Origin of the sequence: Algoriphagus zhangzhouensis (assembly GCF_900148515.1) — a bacterium.
Classification (GTDB): domain Bacteria; phylum Bacteroidota; class Bacteroidia; order Cytophagales; family Cyclobacteriaceae; genus Algoriphagus; species Algoriphagus zhangzhouensis.
In genome coordinates this window covers 337,087-357,353 of sequence record NZ_FRXN01000004.1, presented here as the reverse complement: position 1 = coordinate 357,353, position 20,267 = coordinate 337,087, and the positions used below count along the sequence as shown (strand labels likewise).

Annotated in this window: 16 protein-coding genes and 4 tRNA genes; 3 read left to right on the top strand and 17 right to left on the bottom strand. The window is 40.7% G+C overall.

Annotation, left to right across the window (positions count from 1 at the left end):
• Positions 1-13: 13 nt before the first annotated feature.
• The 16 genes from rpsL to BUF13_RS15650 form a co-directional block, all read right to left on the bottom strand.
• Positions 14-400, bottom strand: coding sequence for a 30S ribosomal protein S12 (gene rpsL, locus BUF13_RS15725; protein ID WP_026956443.1), 387 nt, complete (start codon positions 398-400; stop codon positions 14-16).
• A 98-nt stretch (positions 401-498) separates the two neighbouring features.
• A complete protein-coding gene (locus BUF13_RS15720; protein ID WP_073572769.1) occupies positions 499-822 on the bottom strand; it encodes a DUF3467 domain-containing protein in 324 nt (107 codons plus the stop codon).
• 64 nt (positions 823-886) lie between these two features.
• Positions 887-5,194: a DNA-directed RNA polymerase subunit beta' gene (gene rpoC, locus BUF13_RS15715; RefSeq protein WP_073572768.1), complete on the bottom strand. Its 4,308-nt coding sequence runs from the start codon at positions 5,192-5,194 to the stop codon at positions 887-889.
• A gap of 52 nt (positions 5,195-5,246) precedes the next feature.
• Positions 5,247-9,122, bottom strand: coding sequence for a DNA-directed RNA polymerase subunit beta (gene rpoB, locus BUF13_RS15710; protein ID WP_073572767.1), 3,876 nt, complete (start codon positions 9,120-9,122; stop codon positions 5,247-5,249).
• Positions 9,123-9,278: 156 nt separating this feature from the next.
• Positions 9,279-9,662, bottom strand: a complete 384-nt coding sequence (rplL, locus tag BUF13_RS15705) for a 50S ribosomal protein L7/L12 (protein WP_073572766.1) — start codon at positions 9,660-9,662, stop codon at positions 9,279-9,281.
• A 47-nt stretch (positions 9,663-9,709) separates the two neighbouring features.
• On the bottom strand, positions 9,710-10,249 hold the full coding sequence (rplJ, locus tag BUF13_RS15700) for a 50S ribosomal protein L10 (RefSeq protein WP_073572765.1): 540 nt from the start codon (positions 10,247-10,249) through the stop codon (positions 9,710-9,712).
• Between the two features lie 2 nt (positions 10,250-10,251).
• Positions 10,252-10,950 carry a 50S ribosomal protein L1 gene (gene rplA / locus BUF13_RS15695; protein ID WP_073572764.1) on the bottom strand — a complete coding sequence of 233 codons (699 nt, stop codon included), beginning with the start codon at positions 10,948-10,950 and terminating at the stop codon, positions 10,252-10,254.
• Positions 10,951-10,960: 10 nt separating this feature from the next.
• The gene (gene rplK / locus BUF13_RS15690) at positions 10,961-11,404 is read right to left on the bottom strand and encodes a 50S ribosomal protein L11 (protein WP_073572763.1); all 444 of its coding nucleotides are present in this window, start codon (positions 11,402-11,404) and stop codon (positions 10,961-10,963) included.
• 3 nt (positions 11,405-11,407) lie between these two features.
• A complete protein-coding gene (nusG, locus tag BUF13_RS15685) occupies positions 11,408-11,965 on the bottom strand; it encodes a transcription termination/antitermination protein NusG (protein WP_073572762.1) in 558 nt (185 codons plus the stop codon).
• A gap of 18 nt (positions 11,966-11,983) precedes the next feature.
• Complete coding sequence (gene secE / locus BUF13_RS15680; RefSeq protein ID WP_026966270.1) at positions 11,984-12,172, bottom strand: preprotein translocase subunit SecE; 189 nt, start codon at positions 12,170-12,172, stop codon at positions 11,984-11,986.
• A gap of 18 nt (positions 12,173-12,190) precedes the next feature.
• Positions 12,191-12,261, bottom strand: a tRNA-Trp gene (locus BUF13_RS15675).
• A gap of 112 nt (positions 12,262-12,373) precedes the next feature.
• Positions 12,374-13,561, bottom strand: a complete 1,188-nt coding sequence (gene tuf / locus BUF13_RS15670) for an elongation factor Tu (protein WP_073572761.1) — start codon at positions 13,559-13,561, stop codon at positions 12,374-12,376.
• A 61-nt stretch (positions 13,562-13,622) separates the two neighbouring features.
• A tRNA-Thr gene (locus BUF13_RS15665) sits at positions 13,623-13,694 on the bottom strand.
• Positions 13,695-13,729: 35 nt separating this feature from the next.
• A tRNA-Gly gene (locus tag BUF13_RS15660) sits at positions 13,730-13,802 on the bottom strand.
• A 109-nt stretch (positions 13,803-13,911) separates the two neighbouring features.
• Positions 13,912-13,994 (bottom strand) — tRNA-Tyr (locus BUF13_RS15655).
• A 148-nt stretch (positions 13,995-14,142) separates the two neighbouring features.
• Positions 14,143-16,770 carry a M1 family aminopeptidase gene (locus BUF13_RS15650; protein ID WP_073572760.1) on the bottom strand — a complete coding sequence of 876 codons (2,628 nt, stop codon included), beginning with the start codon at positions 16,768-16,770 and terminating at the stop codon, positions 14,143-14,145.
• Between the two features lie 74 nt (positions 16,771-16,844).
• Between BUF13_RS15650 and BUF13_RS15645 the strand changes: the two genes are divergently transcribed.
• From BUF13_RS15645 to frr, 3 genes are all read left to right on the top strand, one after another.
• Positions 16,845-17,339, top strand: coding sequence for an acyl-CoA carboxylase biotin carboxyl carrier protein subunit (locus BUF13_RS15645; protein WP_073572867.1), 495 nt, complete (start codon positions 16,845-16,847; stop codon positions 17,337-17,339).
• Positions 17,340-17,474: 135 nt separating this feature from the next.
• Positions 17,475-18,185 (top strand): UMP kinase, encoded by a 711-nt coding sequence (gene pyrH / locus BUF13_RS15640; protein WP_073572759.1) that lies wholly within the window; start codon positions 17,475-17,477, stop codon positions 18,183-18,185.
• A gap of 7 nt (positions 18,186-18,192) precedes the next feature.
• Complete coding sequence (gene frr / locus BUF13_RS15635) at positions 18,193-18,753, top strand: ribosome recycling factor (RefSeq protein WP_073572758.1); 561 nt, start codon at positions 18,193-18,195, stop codon at positions 18,751-18,753.
• Between the two features lie 69 nt (positions 18,754-18,822).
• Here the strand turns inward: frr and BUF13_RS15630 are convergent, their stop codons facing one another.
• On the bottom strand, positions 18,823-20,241 hold the full coding sequence (locus tag BUF13_RS15630) for a cellulase family glycosylhydrolase (protein WP_073572757.1): 1,419 nt from the start codon (positions 20,239-20,241) through the stop codon (positions 18,823-18,825).
• Positions 20,242-20,267: the final 26 nt, after the last annotated feature.

Here is a 20,267-nt window from a genome sequence, read left to right as displayed (position 1 = left end):
AAATGTTTTTGAATTACTTTTTGGCTCCCGCCTTAGGTCTCTTAGCACCATACTTGGAGCGACCTTGCTTACGGTCTTTTACTCCGGCAGTATCCAATGCACCTCGGATGATGTGATATCTTACACCTGGTAGATCTTTCACACGACCACCTCTGATCAATACGATAGAGTGCTCTTGTAGATTGTGACCTTCACCTGGAATGTAAGCATTCACTTCTTTTCCATTTGTCAATCTCACCCTTGCAACCTTTCTCATAGCTGAGTTAGGCTTCTTAGGGGTAGTAGTGTACACTCTGGTACAAACCCCTCTTCGCTGTGGACATGCGTCCAAAGCTCTTGATTTAGATTTGGTTTCCAGCGTTGTTCTACCTTTTCTTACTAACTGTTGAATAGTAGGCATTAACTGATAAAATTTAGTTTTCCTGTAAACTGTTAAATTTTGGACTGCAAAGGTAAACAAAGTAATAAGACGAACAAAATTAAGTAGTTATATTTTTGTTACGCTTCTCCCGGAGTCCCAAAAGATATTGGGAATTGAGGGGCCTCACCACTTTGATTTATTTTGCCAAAAGCTGCTTCATATTTTTCAACATTGTCCTTCAAAGCAGCTAGTAATCTCTTGGCATGATCTGGAGTTACGATAATTCTGGATTTAACTTTTGCCTTAGGTACACCTGGCATCAATCGGATAAAATCAATCACAAATTCAGAATTAGAATGGGCGATCATCGCCAAATTTGAATAAACTCCCTCAGCTACTTCTTCGGAAAGTTCTACATTGATCTGTTGATCAGGGTTTTTATGTCCTTTTTCGTCACTCATTATTAGATGGATTAAAAAAGGCCTGTACGAATACAGGCCTTTCAATTTTTAAATTCTCAATTTATTAAAGAATCGCTTCGCTAGATTTGCGAGCAGTCTTTTCCATATTTTCAGAAAGCTTTTCGTACTCGTCCTGAGAACCAACGATGATGTTTTGCAAGCTTCTCTGACCAGTACCGGCAGGAATTAGATGCCCTACAATCACGTTTTCTTTCAATCCAAGTAGTTCATCACGCTTACCTCTGATTGCTGCTTCGGAAAGCACTTTGGTAGTTTCCTGGAAGGAAGCCGCAGAGATAAATGATTCAGTACCCAAGGAAGCTGCTGTGATACCCTGAAGAGTTGGCTTGGAAACCGCAGTTTCAGCATCTCTTACTTGTACCAACTTCAGATCCTTACGCTTCAAGCTTGAATTCTCATCTCTCAATCTTCTTGCAGAAATGATCATACCTGGCTTCAAAGTAGAGGAATCTCCAGCATCCATGACAACTTTCTTATCCAAGATATTGTCATTTTCCTCACGGAATGCCCACTTATCTACCACTTGACCTTGCAAGAATCCAGTATCACCAGCATCCAAGATTTCAACTTTCTGCATCATTTGAGATACGATTACCTCGATATGCTTATCGTTGATTTTTACACCTTGAAGTCTGTATACTTCCTGGATTTCATTTACTAAGTATTCCTGAACTGCAGTTGGTCCTTTGATAGACAAGATATCATTTGGAGTGATTGCACCATCAGAAAGTGGCTCACCAGCACGGATGAAGTCATTTTCCTGAACCAAGATGTGCTTAGAAAGAGATACCATGTATTTCTTAATCACACCATCTTTAGATTCAATGATGATTTCTCTGTTACCACGCTTGATACCACCATAAGTTACCACACCGTCGATTTCAGAAACCACAGCAGGGTTAGATGGGTTACGAGCTTCGAACAATTCCGTTACTCTTGGAAGACCCCCGGTAATATCTCTAGTTTTACCAACAGATCTCGGGATTTTTACCAAGATTTGACCAGCTTTCACTTTGTCACCAATCTCTACTGCCAAGTGAGCTCCTACCGGAATGTTGTATCCTTTAGAATCTTCACCGTAGTTCACTACGATAGCAGGGTTCTTGGTTCTATCTTTGGTATCGATAATTACTTTCTCGCGGAAACCAGTCTGATCATCGGCAACCTCTTTGTAAGTAATACCTTCTACGATTGAATCGAATTCTACCTCACCGTCAAACTCTGACAAGATTACGGCGTTGTATGGATCCCAAGTACATAGCGAATCGCCTTTTCCGATCTTCTGACCATCTTTCACGTTCAACAATGCACCGTAAGGAACGTGGTTGGATACCAAAGTCTTACCAGACTTATCGTTGATCTTGATCTCTCCAGATCTACCCATTACCACTGTAACTGGTTCACCATCTTTATTGGTAGACTCAATGAATCTCAATTCTTCGTCGAATTCAACAGTACCTTCGAATTTGGCATTGATACTTGCTTCAACGGCCATGTTGGATGCAGTACCCCCTACGTGGAAGGTTCTCAATGTCAACTGAGTACCTGGCTCACCGATGGACTGTGCTGCAATTACACCAACAGACTCACCTGCTTGTACCATTTTACCAGTTGCCAAGTTACGTCCGTAACACTTAGAACAAACTCCTCTTCTGGTCTCACAGGTCAATACTGATCTGATTTCAACTTCTTCAACTGCAGAATCATCCACACGCTTAGCGATTTCATCATCGATTTCAACGCCAGCAGCAACGATTAATTCGTCAGTTACAGGATCGAATACATCATGAACAGAAACTCTACCCAAGATTCTTTCAGAAAGTGGTTCTACGATCTCGTCGTTATCTCTCAAAGGCTGAACAACCAAACCTCTCAAGGTACCGCAATCCTCTTCGGTCACGATCATATCTTGAGCAACGTCCACCAAACGACGAGTCAAGTAACCCGCATCGGCAGTTTTCAATGCTGTATCGGCAAGACCTTTACGAGCACCGTGAGTGGAGATAAAGTATTCCAATACATCCAGACCTTCCTTAAAGTTGGAAAGGATTGGGTTTTCGATAATCTCACCAACGGAACCTTGCAAGTTTTTCTGAGGCTTAGCCATCAGACCTCTCATACCACCCAACTGACGAATCTGTTCTCTGGAACCACGAGCTCCTGAGTGCATCATCATGTAGATTGCATTGAAACCTTGCTTATCCTCTTCCATCTTCTTCATTAGATTGTTAGTCAAATGAGAGTTGGTACGAGTCCAGATATCAATTACCTGATTATATCTTTCGTTGTCTGTGATTAGACCCATCAAGTAGTTATTCCAAACCTGATCTACCTCTTCTTTCGCTTTGGCGATCATTGGTTCTTTCTCAGCTGGGATAATTACATCATTCAATCCCATTGACAAACCACCTTGGTACGCCATTTGGAATCCGAGATGCTTGATATCATCCAAGAATTGAGCTGTACGTGCGATACCACATACCTTCACTACTTTAGCAATGATTTGCTGCAATTTCTTCTTAGTCAGCAATTCATTTACATAACCTACTTCCTCAGGAACGAACTGGTTGAAAATCAATCTACCAGCAACAGTTTCGATGATTTCTTCTTTGATTTCACCGTCTTCGCCACGTACGTTCACCTTACATTTGATGTTCGCATGCTTAGAAACCTGTCCTTCATTCATGGCGATCACAACTTCCTCACTGCTGTAGAAAGTCATTCCTTCACCAGCAACTGGCTCTTCAGGAGTAGATCTCTTGCCTTTGGTCACATAGTAAAGACCCAAAACCATGTCTTGAGAAGGTACTGTGATAGGAGCACCATTCGCAGGGTTTAGGATATTGTGAGCAGAAAGCATCAAAGTCGAAGCTTCCAAAATTGCTTCATGTCCTAGTGGTACGTGAACCGCCATTTGGTCACCGTCAAAATCGGCGTTAAATGCAGTACATACCAATGGGTGAAGCTGGATTGCTTTTCCTTCGATCAATTTTGGTTGGAAAGCCTGGATACCCAATCTGTGAAGAGTTGGGGCACGGTTTAGAAGGACAGGGTGTCCTTTCAATACGTTTTCCAAAATATCCCAAACCACCGGATCTTTACGATCCACAATTTTCTTAGCGGATTTTACTGTCTTTACAATACCTCTTTCGATCAGTTTTCTGATGATAAATGGTTTGAAAAGCTCAGCCGCCATATTTTTAGGAAGACCACACTCGTGAAGCTTCAATTCTGGACCTACTACGATTACAGAACGACCGGAGTAATCCACACGCTTACCAAGCAAGTTTTGACGGAAACGACCTTGCTTACCTTTCAACATATCAGAAAGGGATTTCAAAGCACGGTTTCCATCTGATCTTACCGCATTTACTTTTCTAGAGTTATCAAAAAGTGAATCTACAGCTTCCTGTAGCATACGCTTCTCGTTTCTCAAAATCACCTCTGGAGCTTTGATATCGATCAATCTCTTCAGACGGTTATTTCTAATGATTACTCTTCTATAAAGGTCATTCAAATCAGATGTCGCAAAACGACCTCCATCCAAAGGAACCAATGGACGCAATTCAGGTGGAATCACAGGAACCATACGAACTACCATCCACTCAGGGCGGTTTTCGATTCTAGTTCTTGCATCACGGAATGCTTCTACTACTTTCAAACGCTTCAAAGCTTCTGCTTTTCTCTGCTGAGATGTATCAGTAGCAGCTTGGTGACGAAGAGAGTAAGAAAGATCATCGAGATCCAATCTTGCCAACAACATCTCCAATGCTTCAGCTCCCATTTTGGCGATGAACTTATTAGGATCATCATCATCCAACATGTGGTTTTCTTTTGGAAGCTTATCCATGATATCCAAGTACTCATCTTCTGTCAAGAAGTCTAGGTATTGGATTCCATCTTCAGCTTTGATACCTGGCTGAACCACTGCATAACGCTCGTAATAAACGATTTGGTCCAACTTTTTGGTAGGAAGTCCCAACAAGTAACCAATCTTGTTAGGAAGAGATTTAAAGTACCAAATATGGGCTACAGGAACCACCAATTCGATGTGCCCCATACGCTCACGACGTACTTTCTTTTCAGTCACCTCTACGCCACAACGGTCGCAGATAATGCCTTTATATCTGATGCGCTTGTATTTACCACAATGACACTCCCAGTCTTTCACTGGACCAAAGATTCTCTCACAGAACAAACCGCCCATTTCAGGTTTGTATGTTCTATAATTGATAGTCTCTGGCTGGGTTACCTCACCATTTGAGCTATCCAGAATAGATTCTGGGGAAGCCAAACTGATGGTAACTCTCGAAAAGTCATTGTTGAGTTTTTTGTTTTTTCTGAACGCCATAGTTTTTTGAAAGATATGTGAAGGGCAGTGTGACCTGCCCTAAAGAGCCAAATTAATCTAGGGTAATTTCAAGAGCCAAACCTCTCAATTCATGAACCAATACATTGAATGATTCAGGAATGTTAGGCTTAGGAAGGTTTTCACCTTTCACGATTGCTTCATAAGCTTTCGCTCTACCGATTACGTCATCAGATTTTACTGTCAAGATTTCCTGAAGTACATGTGATGCACCAAATGCTTCCAATGCCCAAACTTCCATCTCTCCAAATCTCTGACCACCAAACTGAGCTTTACCACCCAATGGTTGTTGTGTAATCAAAGAGTAAGGACCGATGGATCTTGCGTGCATCTTGTCATCCACCAAGTGACCTAGTTTCAACATGTAAGCGATACCTACAGTTACTGGTTGGTCGAATTTCACACCAGAAAGACCATCATATAGATACGTACGTCCATAAGCCGGAAGTCCTGCCAATTCCAACTCATGAGAAACTTCTTCCATAGAAGCACCATCAAAGATTGGAGTAGCGTATTTCTTATCCATTTTCTTACCAGCCCAAGCTAGAACTGTTTCGAAAATCTGTCCGATGTTCATACGGGAAGGTACACCTAGTGGGTTCAAAACGATATCCATTGGAGTACCGTCCTCTAGGAATGGCATGTCTTCGTCACGAACGATTCTTGCCACAATACCTTTGTTACCGTGTCTACCTGCCATCTTATCACCCACTTTCAACTTTCGTTTCTTAGCGATGTAAACTTTGGCAAGCTGTACAATACCAGCTGGAAGCTCATCCCCAACTTCTAGAGTGAATCGATCTCTCTTGAATAGACCAGAGATTTCGTTTCTAGAGTTGGTGTAATTTTTCACCAATTGAACAATCAGATTGTTGATGTGTGCATCGTCAGTCCAATCATCCAAAATGATATCAGAAATCAAATTAGCTTCTTCAGGAACATTGTAGTTTGACTCATCTCTGTAAGGGTTCTTAGCAGGGAACAAGTTGTTCTCAATATTCTTGTGGTTGAATTTCATTCCTTTGCTGATGATCTCATCACCAAACTTATGCTTCACACCCAAAGAAGTTTTGCCATCAAGCAAAGTCACCAATTTGTTGATCATACGAGCTCTGATGCCTAATAGATCTTTGGAATACTTCGCTTTCAGTTTTTCAACTTCTGCTTTAGCTTTCGCTCTGTTGTCTTTATCCTTTTTAGGTCTTGAGAATAGTTTGGTTTCGATAACCACACCATTCAATGAAGGAGAAGCTTTCAAAGAAGCATCTTTCACATCACCAGCTTTGTCACCGAAGATCGCTCTCAACAGCTTCTCTTCTGGAGTAGGATCAGTTTCTCCTTTTGGAGTGATCTTACCGATGATGATGTCACCTTCTTTTACTTCAGCACCTACTGCTATGATACCGTTTTCATCCAAATGCTTGACTGCATCTTCAGAAACGTTAGGGATTTCAGAAGTCAATTCTTCTTCCCCACGCTTGGTATCTCTTACCTCAAGCTGGAATTCTTCAACGTGAACGGATGTAAATATATCTTCACGAACTACTCGCTCAGAAATCACAATCGCATCCTCGAAGTTATATCCTTGCCAAGGCATGTAAGCCACTCGAAGGTTTTTACCCAAAGCAAGTTCACCGTTGTTGGTAGAATAACCTTCCACAAGAACTTGACCTTTTTCAATTCTCTGTCCTTTCAATACCAAAGGAGTCAAATTGATAGTCGTGTCCTGGTTGGTTCTTCTGAACTTGATCAGGTCATATGATTTATATTCATCCGTGAAATTCACCAACAATTCATCGTCAGTAAGGTCATACTTCACAGTGATTTTCTTAGCATCTACATAGTCAATGACACCATCTGCTTCAGCGATGATCAAGGATCTGGAGTCGATGGCAGCTTTGCCTTCCAAACCAGTACCTACAATCGGTGCTTCTGCTTTCAACAATGGTACAGCTTGACGCTGCATGTTGGATCCCATCAATGCACGGTTCGCATCATCATGCTCCAAGAAAGGAATCAAAGATGCTGCAACAGAAACGATCTGGTTAGGAGCAACGTCCATGTAGCTGATTTCAGTTGGCTCCAATACTGGGAAGTCTCCTTCAAATCTTGCTTTTACCTTTTCGTTGACAAATGCACCTTTTTCATCCAAAGGAGCATTTGCTTGGGCAATGTTATGGTTATCTTCTTCTTCAGCAGTCAAGAAAACGATGTCCTCAGTCTTCATTCCCACTTTACCTTCATTTACCTTTCTATAAGGTGTTTCAAGGAAGCCCATTGAGTTCACCTTTGCGTGAACACAAAGAGAGGAAATCAAACCAATGTTTGGACCTTCTGGAGTTTCAATAGTACAAAGACGACCATAATGTGTATAGTGAACGTCACGAACCTCGAATCCTGCTCTTTCTCTGGAAAGACCACCTGGACCCAAAGCTGAAAGTCTTCTCTTGTGAGTCAACTCTGCCAATGGGTTGGTTTGATCCATGAACTGAGAAAGCTGGTTGGTACCAAAGAATGAGTTGATCACTGAAGATAGTGTACGAGCGTTGATCAAGTCAACCGGTTTGAAGTCCTCGTTGTCACGTACGTTCATACGCTCACGAATCGTTCTTGCCATTCTCGCCAAACCTACACCAAACTGGCTATACAACTGTTCTCCTACAGTTCTAACACGTCTGTTGGACAAGTGATCAATATCATCAACTACAGCTTTTGAGTTGATCAAACCGATCAAGTACTTCACGATGTAGATGATATCATCTTTAGTCAATACGATTTTTTCAGCTTCGATATCAAGACCCAACTTTTTGTTGATTCTATATCTACCTACTTCACCTAAATCGTATCGTTTGTCAGAGAAGAACAAAGAATGGATCACCTCACGAGCTGTCGCTTCATCAGGTGCTTCAGTGTTTCTCAACTGACGATAGATAACTTCAACAGCTTCTTTTTCAGAGTTAGAGTTATCTTTCTGAAGTGTATTATAAATAATGGAGTAATCAGCGATGTTTACATCCTCTCTATGAAGGATGATAGACTTAGAGCCGGAATCCAAGATCATTTCGATGTCTTCATCTGTCAAAACGGTATCACGCTCAAGCAATACTTCGTTTCTATCGATGGAAACTACCTCACCTGTATCTTCATCTACGAAATCTTCTACCCAAGTTCTAAGAACTCTAGCAGCCAATTTTCTACCAGCAGCTTTCTTTAGAGCAGTTTTAGTCGCTGAAACCTCTTCAGATAATCCGAATAGGTCTAAGATATCTTTATCAGAACCGTAACCGATAGCTCTCAATAGAGTGGTCACAGGGAATTTCTTCTTACGATCGATATAAGCATACATGACATTGTTGATGTCCGTTGCAAATTCAATCCAAGAACCTTTGAAAGGAATGATACGAGCAGAGTACAGCTTAGTACCATTAGTGTGCTTACTTTGAGCAAAAAATACACCTGGTGATCTGTGCAACTGAGATACAATCACACGTTCAGCACCATTGATGACAAATGAACCCTTTTCGGTCATGTAAGGCAGGTTGCCTAAGAAGACCTCTTGTTCGATCGTTTCAAAATCCTCGTTGTCCTCATCATGACAAAGTAATCTTAATTTTGCCTTCAAAGGAACTGAGTAGGTCAATCCTCGATCAATACATTCCCCAACACTATATTTTGGAGGGTCTACTGCGTAGTCGATGAATTCCAAAGTGAAATTCTCTCTGGAATCAGAGATAGGGAAATTTTCAGAGAAAACTTTAAATAACCCATCTGCCCGGCGTTTTTCTGCTGGCGTATCCAATTGGAAAAAGTCTTTGAAAGACTGCAACTGAATATCTAGAAAATCCGGATAGTCTTTGACCACCTTAATGGAGGAGAAACTTTTCCTTTCGGTTTGATTCTTGATAGCCAAGGTAGTGTATGTTTATAGTGAAATTAAATAACGAAATGCGACAATTTTCGCTTGGAATAATGCAATTTTTTACCTGTGCATAAACAGGAAAAGACCTGACTTTATTAGTCAGGTCTTAGGGCTAAACCAAAACCAGATGGTTCGGGTTTGGCCAAATTATTTGATCTCTACTTCAGCACCAGCTTCTTCTAGAGACTTTTTCAAAGCTTCAGCTTCGTCTTTAGCGATACCTTCTTTCAAAGCTTTAGGAGCACTATCAACTAGTTCTTTTGCTTCTTTCAAGCCAAGACCAGTCAATTCTTTCACCAATTTAACTACTGCAAGCTTCTGTCCACCAGCAGCCTTCAAGATAACATCAAAAGAAGTTTTTTCTTCTTCTGCTGCTCCACCGTCAGCACCACCAGCAGCAGGACCTGCAACAGCTACTGCAGCAGCAGCTGGTTCGATTCCGTACTGATCCTTAAGGATATCTGTCAATTCTTTAACCTCTTTTACAGTCAAGTTAACCAACTGATCTGCAAGTTGTGTAAGATCTGCCATTGTATTATAAATTTAAATTTTTCTGATTTTTTGATTGAATTGAAGTATTATTTTTCTTCTCTGCTTTCTAGAGCCTTAAGCACACCAGAGATGTTGCTTTGACCACTTTGCAATGCAGAGATAAGGTTCATCGCAGGAGAATGTAGCAAACCGATAAGGTCTCCCAAAAGCTCTTGCTTAGATTTAAGATTAGAAAGCATCTCTAGGTTTGCTTCACCGATAAAGATATCGGAGTCGATAGAAGCACCTTTAAATACTGGTCTAGTCTCTTTTTTACCTGCTTTTTTTCTGAAATCCAGCAATACTTTAGCTGGAAGGTTACTAGTCTCTTTGGAGAAGATAATTCCAGAGAAACCTTTCAAAGTATCATCTAGCTGAGAGAAGTCAGCATCCAGATTTTCAAGAGCCTTTTTGATGATTGTGTTTTTGTACACTTTGTACTCAACACCTCTCTCAAAACAAGTTCTTCTGAAAGCATTAACCTCTGCTACAGAGAATCCTGCCGCGTTCGTGATATAGAAGAAAGGGTTTTCTCTAAATTTCTCGGTAAGACCGTCGATTATTTCTTTCTTTTCGTCTCTAGTCATGATTATATACCTTGAATGCTACCCTTGTCTACTGCAATACCAGGAGACATTGTACTGGATACGTGAATACTTTTGAAATAAGTTCCTTTAGAAGAAGCTGGCTTCAATTTGGAGATAGTCAAGATTAATTCTCTGATATTATCCTCAATTTTTTCTGGAGAGAAAGAAACCTTACCTACACTCGCATGGATGATACCGAATTTATCAACTTTAAAGTCAATTTTACCCGCTTTCACCTCTTTAACTGCTTTACCTACTTCCAAAGTAACTGTACCTGCTTTAGGGTTTGGCATTAGACCTCTAGGACCCAACACTCTACCCAATCTACCTACTTTCGCCATTACGTTAGGCATAGTGATGATGACATCAATGTCAGTCCATCCACCTTCGATTTTTGCGATGTAGTCGTCCAATCCAACGTAATCTGCACCTGCTTCTTTAGCTTCTGCTTCTTTGTCAGGAGTACAAAGTACTAATACTTTGATGTCCTTACCTGTACCGTGAGGAAGTGCTACAACACCTCTCACCATTTGATCTGCTTTACGCGGATCAACGCCCAAACGAACGTCTACATCCACAGAAGCATCAAACTTTGACAAGGTAATATCCTTGACGATAGAAGAAGCTGCCTCCAGGGAGTACACTTGGCTTGGGTCGTACTTAGAAAGAGCTTCTTTTTGCTTTTTTGTTAACTTAGCCATAGTTGTATTTTTATTCGTCCCAAGGGGCTTTACCAGATACTGTGATTCCCATGCTTCGAGCAGTACCCGCTACCATTTTCATAGCAGATTCCACTTTGAAGGCATTCAGGTCAGGCATTTTTACTTCCGCAATCTCCTTTACCTGATCCCAGGTAACAGAACCCACCTTCTTACGGTTAGGCTCAGCAGAACCACCTTTCAATTTTGCAGCTTCCAACAGCATGTTTGCAGCTGGAGGAGTTTTTACTACAAAGTCAAAAGACTTATCAGAGTAGATAGTAATCAATACAGGCAACGTTTGACCCATTTTATCTTGGGTACGTGCATTGTACTGCTTACAGAACTCCATAATGTTCAAACCCTTGGAACCAAGAGCTGGACCTACTGGAGGTGACGGATTTGCCTGGCCACCTTTCACTTGTAGTTTTAAATAACCAGTGATTTCCTTAGCCATTGCTTAGTCTTGTTTTTCTACTTGTATAAAGTTTAACTCAACAGGAGTATTTCGACCGAAGATTTTAACCATAACGTTAAGTTTCTTCTTGTCTTCAAATATCTCCTCAATTGTCCCGGTAAATCCACTGAAGGGCCCATCCATTACTTTAATGGACTCTCCGACTATAAATGGTGTATCCAGTTTCTCAGCAAACTCATCAATCTCCTCAACCTTTCCTAAGATACGGTTGACTTCTGACTGGCGTAACGGTTCAGGGGTTTTGGAAGCTCCCCCCTGGTTTGATCCAAGAAATCCGATTACTCCCGGAATACTCGTAATTACGTGATTGGCTTCTCCATTAGAAAGATCCGCATTGACCAAAACGTATCCAGGAAAGAAGTTTCTTTCTCGAACACGCTTCTTGCCATTACGCATCTCATATACCTTCTCGGAAGGTATCAGTACTTCAGGAATAAATTCATCAATCCCCTGTCTTGAAATCTCATTATCCAAGTAGGTTTTAGTCTTTTTTTCCTGCCCAGCTACTACTCTGAGTACGTACCATTTATGTTCAGCCATTCTGTAATGTCAATTCAATTAAAACAAATCATAAAACCATGTCATGATGTTTTCGAATCCAAGATCCACCACCCCAATAAATAGAGCGAAGATCAAAGAGGCTACTAGCACCAATACCGCAGAATTTTGAAGAAAAGAAAACTTCGGCCAAGTGACCTTGTTTTTCATCTCATCATATGACTCGAGGACAAAGTTTTTAAGATTCATAGTATTATAACTTACTTGCACGGGCAGAGAGATTCGAACTCCCATCAACGGTTTTGGAGACCGCTATTCTGCCATTGAACTATGCCCGTGTAAATGAACGCCCCGGTTAAGGGAACGCAAAATTAGATAAAACTGTCTAAAGAAACAAATGCGATCCCAAAAAATATCCAGGATCGCATTATGTATTATTTATTCAGATGATTAGTCTAGAATTTCAGTTACCTGACCGGCACCTACAGTTCTACCACCTTCACGGATAGCGAAACGAAGACCTTTTTCCAATGCAACAGCATTCAACAAGTTAACTTCGATAGTCACGTTATCACCAGGCATAACCATTTCTACGTTTTCTGGAAGTTTGATCTCACCAGTTACGTCAGTTGTTCTCAAGTAGAACTGAGGTCTGTACTTGTTGAAGAATGGAGTGTGACGTCCACCTTCTTCTTTAGAAAGTACATAAACTTCAGCTTTGAAATGAGCGTGAGGAGTAACAGATCCAGGCTTACAGATGATCATACCTCTCTTGATTTGAGCTTTTTCAATACCTCTCAACAAAAGACCTACGTTGTCACCAGCTTCACCTCTGTCTAGGATCTTACGGAACATCTCAACACCAGTTACTGTAGACTTCAAGCCTTCAGCACCCATACCGATGATATCTACAGGATCACCAGAGTTGATAACACCTCTCTCGATACGACCAGTAGCTACAGTACCACGACCAGTAATAGAGAATACGTCTTCAACAGGCATCAAGAAATCTTTGTCGATCAAACGCTCTGGAAGAGGAATGTAAGAATCTACAGCATTCATCAATTCCATTACAGTTTCAACCCACTTTTCTTCACCGTTCAAAGCACCAAGTGCGGAACCAGCGATTACAGGGATATTATCACCGTCGAATTCATAGAAAGAAAGCAATTCTCTGATTTCCATTTCCACAAGCTCAAGAAGCTCAGGATCGTCAACCATATCCACTTTGTTCATGAAAACTACTAGTGCAGGTACACCTACCTGGCGAGCCAAAAGGATATGCTCTCTAGTTTGTGGCATTGGTCCGTCAGTAGCAGCTACTACAAGAATAGCACCGTCCATCTGAGCAGCACCAGTTACCATGTTCTTAACGTAGTCAGCGTGACCAGGACAGTCAACGTGAGCGTAGTGTCTTTTGTCAGTTTGATATTCTACGTGAGAAGTATTGATAGTAATACCTCTTTCTTTTTCTTCCGGAGCGTTGTCAATGGAAGAGAAGTCTCTTAATTCAGATAGACCCTTTGAAGCCAATACAGTAGTGATTGCAGCAGTCAAAGTGGTTTTACCATGGTCTACGTGTCCAATCGTACCGATATTAACGTGCGGCTTGGAACGGTCGAATGTTGCTTTTGCCATGCGTGAAAATCCTCAGTTTAAGTTTAAAGATATGTTTAGATAAATTTTTAAAGCCGATATGAGCCAACGACGGGATTTGAACCCGTGACCCCTTCCTTACCAAGGAAGTACTCTACCCCTGAGCTACGTCGGCTTTTGCTCGATGCTTCCCCCTAGAGAAAAGCATAGAGCGGGAGACGAGGCTCGAACCCGCGACCTGCAGCTTGGAAGGCTGCCGCTCTACCAACTGAGCTACTCCCGCTTATATTATGCCAAGTACCGAAGCTAGCCTCAAGTACCTAATCCGGCTAAACCAGATTATCCTTTTCGCCCTGCAAAACTAGAAAAAAATTTTACATTCAGGCAATGAGTGGGGGAAACAGGATTCGAACCTGTGAAGACATAAGTCAACGGATTTACAGTCCGTCCCAGTTGGCCGCTTTGGTATTCCCCCAACTAGCGCTAAGATTTCGATTGGTTTCCCTCTCTGTCTGTCTTAACGGATGGCAAAATTAGATGCTTTTCGGAAAGTATCAAAGCCTGCAAATCTTTTTTCTAAAGTTTTTTTGAGGATTCGATCCAAAATATTCAAAATCAATTAATTAATTTTTCACATCGAAGGCTTCTAGGAAATAGTCAAAGTACCTTTTGATGTTCTCATCCCTTTCTTTCGATGCTATTTCACGAATTTTAGCCACTACGTCATCGTCATCTCCGAATCCCAACAAACCCTGAAAAGCACCAAGGCGAACATACATTTGGCTGCTGTTTTCCATCAAATTCAACAAATACTTCATGGCTTTTTGGGAATCCTCCTCGGGATGCATCACAAAATATTCTGCGTAATAACCTAAAAAATAATACAAACCTTCTCCACTTAAGGATTCTGCCTTTGTCTGAAACCACTCTCCTTTTCCTGGAATGTCTTTATTCAAATAGTATTCTGCTATAGGTATCACTACTCTGAAATTATTCTCCTCTGAAAACTTTTCAATGAAGTCAAGCGAAATATCCTCTGAGTCTGAAGAAACCAATACCATAAGAGCTGAACTTACTATCAGATAGGATGAATCGTTAACATATTTCAAAAAAGCTTCTTGGTATTTGGTAGGGTCTTCTAAAGTTCCCAGTGCATCAATGGCTCCAGCTCGAACTGAATTTTTCTCACCAGATTCTGCTAATTGAAATACCTTCTCTTCTAATGCTGGATTCGATGCCATCCATTCCGGGTTGCTTTGAATTGATTGAAGTGCCAATTCCTTGATAGACCAAAACTCATCATCTAGTGCCTGTGGTATTAATTCTAAAAGCACCTCTAACGCATCTCTATTACGAAGACTATCCAATGCCTCATACCTTGCCGCTCCCAATTGAGATTCTTCAAATTGCCTTTTCAAATAGTCTGAATCCAAATCCATTGACTTTACCATCAGGACATCGGTACCCTCATCTATATAGATTTGATCGACAGGATCTTCATTTTGTAAGGCAAATTGCTGAAAACCCTGCTCTAGCATAAAACTTTTAGTTTTTCTTTCCCCATCTACATACCAGCTAACTTCAAAAGGCAATTTGTAAAGAGGGGTATTTTTTAAATCTTGCTCTTGCCAAGCACTGATCAAAAGATTGTCAGGTACTGAGTAATCTACTTCAAACTTGATCTGCGGATGTCCTTTGGCTAAAAACCATTGATTGAAAAACCAATTCAAGTCTTCACCGGAAACTTTTTCAAATGCCAACCTAAGATCATGTACCTCCACAGATGAAAAAGCATGCTGGTTGAGATAATAGTTGAGCCCAGCGAAAAACAAATCATCTCCCAAATATTTGCGAAGCATATGCAAAATCAAGCCACCCTTGGAATAGCTATGCGCATCAAAAAGCTCCTCGGCATCCGGATAATGGAAGCGGATCAGGTTCTCTTGCTTACCCAACGCTTCCTGAAAATAGGTTTCCCGCTCGGCTATCAATTTCAACTTTGCCTGATCCAAGCCGTATTTGTACTCGTTCCAGAGATACTCACTGTAATTGGCAAAAGCCTCGTTCAGAGTCAAATTGGACCAAGATTCAGCAGTCACATAATCCCCAAACCATTGGTGAAACAATTCATGGGCTATGATATAATCCCATTCAGAATCAATCGCTTCTCTTTCAGTCAATTTGAGCTCCTCCATAAAAATAGAAGCAGTGGTATTCTCCATCGCTCCAGATACAAAATCAGGAACAACAATCTGATCGTATTTTGGCCACGGGAAATTGACTCCTGTCAGTTTTTCAAAATATTCCATCATTTCTGGAGTATTAGCAAAAACCTTGGCAGCTCCTTTCTCATACCCTTTCTCCACATAATATCCCAATGGAATATCCCCATGAACATCTACGACTTTTCCAAAATCTCCAATTGCAACAGCTGCTAAATATGGAGAATGTGGCAATTTCATCTCCCAGGTGTCCTTTCTTAAGCCATTTCCCAACTCTTCTGATTTGGTCAAAATGCCATTACTAACCGTCACCAGACTATCCCCAACAGTCAAATGAATAGTTTGGGTAAACTTTTCATTTGGCTTATCGATTATGGGAAACCACTTGGAACTGAACTCAGTCTCCCCTTGGGTCCATATCATTCTTGGCTTATTAGCAATCGTATCCAATGGATCAATGAAATATAAACCCTTCGTATCTGTGATTGCAGAGCCTCCACCTCCGGAGTTTTTATCCGTAAAAGCAGTGTATTTCATCCAAATTTGGATCGTATCTCCTTTCTCAATCTCTTTTGGTAAATAGATCTCAACCTGCTTTTCATCGTAGCGATAGCCAAATGACTGCTCTTCTCCATCTATTTCTCCATAGATTTTACCCAATTCAAAATCTTTAGCGTCTAGCGTGAGGACTTTTTGAGACTTGGCGTAGGGAGTTATAGTCAATTTTGCTTCACCCAAGACAGCACTTCTCTCATAATCGAAGCTCAAATCCAATTCGGTATGAACAATATCAAATATCCTTGTAGCACTTGCCCGATAAGTAATGAGTTCTTGCTCTTTTTCTCTCATCAGTGAAATCTGATCCAATGAATCTTGATTCACTTCCAAGACTTCAGCGACTTCCGGTTCAATCGTACTCTCCGAGTTAGAAATTGTTTCTGAGGATTTACAAGAACTTAAAATCGAAAGTCCTGAAATCACAAAAAATAGAAGGGTGTTTTGCGAAATATTCTTTGGCTTCGTTATCATTTATTTGATATTTGGAGAGGAAACCCAGAACCCTGGCCCTTCCTCTGAAGAATCAATGGCTTAAATTAGTAGGAATGTTTTCAGTAATCATCAATGAAAAGGCTTATTCGGTTGAAAAAACCGATAAACAGCTCAAAGTTAACGATCAGGAATTTGATTGGGATATGAAATGGGTTTCTGATCGGAGGATACATTTTATCAAAAACAATCAATCCATGGAGGCAGAACTCATATCCTTGGATTCTGAGACAAAGACTTTACAAATCAAACTCAATCATAAGGTTGTTGAGCTACAGCTTAAAGACCGATTCGATTTGCTTTTGGAGGAATTAGGCATGGACAATTTGGATAGTTCCGGAATCCAAGATATCAAAGCTCCTATGCCTGGACTGATTTTGGACTTAAAAGTGAAGTCTGGAGATGAAGTAAAAAAAGGAGATGTGGTTTTAATCTTAGAAGCCATGAAAATGGAAAATTCCATCAAATCTCCTGGAGACGGAGTGGTAAAAGACATTAAGGTCTCTCTTAATCAAAGTGTTGAAAAAAATCAGGTCCTTATATCCTTCTAAAGGCGAAATGAACGTTTTCAGAACAAATTCAAGATTCAAAACAAAATAGACTAGCATTCTGAAAGGAAGAAATTATATTTGTCCGGTTATTTTGGTCCGAAAAAGAATCGGCCTCCTTTAAAAAACTTTAGAGAAATGAAATACAAACGAATTCTCCTCAAACTGAGTGGAGAGGCCTTGATGGGTGAAAAAAGCTACGGAATCGATCCAAATAGACTCCAGCAATATGCCCAAGAGATCAAGAAAGTGAAAGAGATGGGCGTAGAAATAGCCATCGTCATCGGAGGGGGAAATATTTTTAGAGGAGTTCAGGCAGAAAAATCAGGAATTGATCGAGTACAAGGTGACTACATGGGAATGCTCGCCACCTTGATCAATGCCATGGCTCTTCAAAGTGCTTTAGAATCAACTGGCATGTTTACCAGATTGATGTCTGGGATCAAAATTGAAAGCGTTTGCGAGCCTTTCATTAGAAGAAGAGCTATCAGACATTTGGAAAAAGGAAGAATCGTAATTTTCGGAGCAGGTATTGGCAACCCATACTTCACAACAGATTCTACAGCTAGTTTGAGAGCTATTGAAGTAGAAGCTGACGTGGTATTGAAAGGAACTCGAGTTGATGGTGTATACACTGCGGATCCTGAAAAAGACAAAACCGCTACGAAATACCAAACCATCTCCTTCTCTGAGGTATATGAGAAAAACCTAAATGTGATGGACATGACGGCATTTACGCTTTGCCAAGAAAACAATCTACCGATTATTGTATTTGATATGAATAAAGCCGGCAACTTGAGCAAATTAGTTCAAGGAGAAGAAGTCGGTACATTGATCACAACATTATAAAAGAAAAATGGAAGAGATCGAATTATACTTAGAAGAAGCTCAGGAGCTGATGCAAAAAGCAGTGGATCACACCTCTGCAGAACTTTTGAAAATCAGGGCTGGTAAGGCGATGCCAAATTTGGTAGACGGAATCATGGTTCCTTATTATGGAGCTCCTACCCCAATCAACCAAGTTTCATCCGTAACCACTCCTGACGCAAGAACTTTGGCAATCAAGCCTTTCGAAAGAACCTTGATCGGAGAAATCGAAAAGGCAATCATCAATTCTGACCTAGGTCTTGCTCCTCAAAACAATGGAGAAATCATCATTTTGACGATTCCCACCTTGACTGAAGAAAGACGTGTTTCTTTGGTAAAACAGGCTAAAAACGAATGTGAAAACGGAAAAATATCTGTTAGAAACGTACGTAAGGACACCAATGATTCTTTGAAAAAACTTCAAAAAGAAGGCGCATCAGAAGATGATGTAAAAAGAGCAGAGGAAAAAGTTCAAAAATATACGGACCAATACATCGTCAAAATTGACGGACTTCTTGAGAAAAAAGAAGCTGAAATCATGAAAGTTTGATTTCATTCCTATAAATCAATCCATGCTAGCCTCCACGAAAGGCTAGCTTTTTTTTCGCCTACCTTTTAATTAATCTCCAACAATCACTTTGATCAGATCTGGGTAAAGCTGATTTCCAGTATTCCTATCAAAAAGAGCAAATCCATAATCCCCATCAAAGCCCATATCCCAATAAAAGGGAATTAAGCCCTTCGATCTCATACTATTGGAAACATATTCCAGGTAATATTTCCGATAAGAATGATGACCAGAGGCTTTTTTTGAGACAGCTCCATACTCTCCAACAATCACGGGAATTCCTTTGTCAATAAAATTGATTTTCATTTTTTGGAATTGAGCATCAGCAAAACCTTCATCCCCCCATCCTGCTGTCAAATTAGGGTCAGTGGCATTTTTCCCCCATTGTGTTACTTCCTCCGAATTTTCTAAAGTAAACTGATAGGGGTCATAATAATGCACTTCTACCACTAATCGGTCTGTCGAAGAATCTTCAGGCAAGATGAAGGTATTGACGCCATAATCAATATTGGTATTAAAAGTCTGAACGACAAGGTTCCTAAATGTATTCCTACCCCCTGTAGACCTTACTATATCCACAAAAACTTGATTAAATGAATTCTGAACCGCTGCATATTCAGTTGTCGGTGGCCCATAATCCCCTTCTACCATTACTTCATTTGTTCCAGCAAATAGCAAGTGATCATCGTAATCTCTGAAATTGAGAGCAATCTGAAGCCACATTTTTTTCATCCTATCTTCAACTTCCGCTTGATGATCGTAGGTAGGCACCATCCAACCTCCATCCCAATGCATATTGATAATTGCATACATTTGGTTGTCTATCACGTAACCCACTACTTCATTGACCCTTTGCATCCAAACAGGATCAATTTCATAGGTTTCCTCATCTACAAACTTTGACCAAGCAACAGGAATCCTAACTGCATTAAAACCTGCATCCTTTACTTTATCTATCAGGTTCTTTGTTATTTCGGGATTTCCCCAAGCGGTTTCTCCACCTATAGCTTCCAGTGTGTTTCCAACATTCCATCCAGTCCCCATTTCTTTAACTAACTCAATACTTGAAATGTCCCTCATCCCAGTGGGTTCTGCAGGTATATAGTAATCCGGAACCACTGCCACTGCCTCCTTCTGATTAATTCTGAGGTTTTTGACTAGTCCATCTACCGAGAATCGAACGAGCCCTTCTCTTGAATCTGAATTAACGTTGGGCGCTATGCTTATTTCAATTTCAGCATTTCCAAACCCAGTGGATGGATTGATAGAAATCCAATTTGAATTGGAATTTGCCTGCCAAGAGGTATTGCTGGTTAACGATATAAAAAAAACTTCCCCTTTTTCATCTACTAGACTTTCTTCTGGAGAAATAGAAAGAGTTGGAGATATAGGCTCATTTTCGGAAGCACATGAAAAGAGAAACAGTAAGCCCACCAATAGGTATAATTGAAGGTATTTTGGGAAGTTCATATCCCAAAATTACCCTAGCCAATTCT

What these genes read in the sequence shown, in the direction of transcription:
- rpsL (WP_026956443.1), bottom strand. Translation starts at nt 400, where the DNA reads ATGCCTACTATTCAACAGTTAGTAAGAAAAGGTAGAACAACGCTGGAA.
- BUF13_RS15720 (WP_073572769.1), bottom strand. Translation starts at nt 822, where the DNA reads ATGAGTGACGAAAAAGGACATAAAAACCCTGATCAACAGATCAATGTA.
- rpoC (WP_073572768.1), bottom strand. Translation starts at nt 5,194, where the DNA reads ATGGCGTTCAGAAAAAACAAAAAACTCAACAATGACTTTTCGAGAGTT.
- rplL (WP_073572766.1), bottom strand. Translation starts at nt 9,662, where the DNA reads ATGGCAGATCTTACACAACTTGCAGATCAGTTGGTTAACTTGACTGTA.
- rplJ (WP_073572765.1), bottom strand. Translation starts at nt 10,249, where the DNA reads ATGACTAGAGACGAAAAGAAAGAAATAATCGACGGTCTTACCGAGAAA.
- rplA (WP_073572764.1), bottom strand. Translation starts at nt 10,950, where the DNA reads ATGGCTAAGTTAACAAAAAAGCAAAAAGAAGCTCTTTCTAAGTACGAC.
- rplK (WP_073572763.1), bottom strand. Translation starts at nt 11,404, where the DNA reads ATGGCTAAGGAAATCACTGGTTATTTAAAACTACAAGTGAAAGGTGGC.
- nusG (WP_073572762.1), bottom strand. Translation starts at nt 11,965, where the DNA reads ATGGCTGAACATAAATGGTACGTACTCAGAGTAGTAGCTGGGCAGGAA.
- secE (WP_026966270.1), bottom strand. Translation starts at nt 12,172, where the DNA reads ATGAATCTTAAAAACTTTGTCCTCGAGTCATATGATGAGATGAAAAAC.
- tuf (WP_073572761.1), bottom strand. Translation starts at nt 13,561, where the DNA reads ATGGCAAAAGCAACATTCGACCGTTCCAAGCCGCACGTTAATATCGGT.
- BUF13_RS15650 (WP_073572760.1), bottom strand. Translation starts at nt 16,770, where the DNA reads ATGATAACGAAGCCAAAGAATATTTCGCAAAACACCCTTCTATTTTTT.
- BUF13_RS15645 (WP_073572867.1), top strand. Translation starts at nt 16,845, where the DNA reads ATGTTTTCAGTAATCATCAATGAAAAGGCTTATTCGGTTGAAAAAACC.
- pyrH (WP_073572759.1), top strand. Translation starts at nt 17,475, where the DNA reads ATGAAATACAAACGAATTCTCCTCAAACTGAGTGGAGAGGCCTTGATG.
- frr (WP_073572758.1), top strand. Translation starts at nt 18,193, where the DNA reads ATGGAAGAGATCGAATTATACTTAGAAGAAGCTCAGGAGCTGATGCAA.
- BUF13_RS15630 (WP_073572757.1), bottom strand. Translation starts at nt 20,241, where the DNA reads ATGAACTTCCCAAAATACCTTCAATTATACCTATTGGTGGGCTTACTG.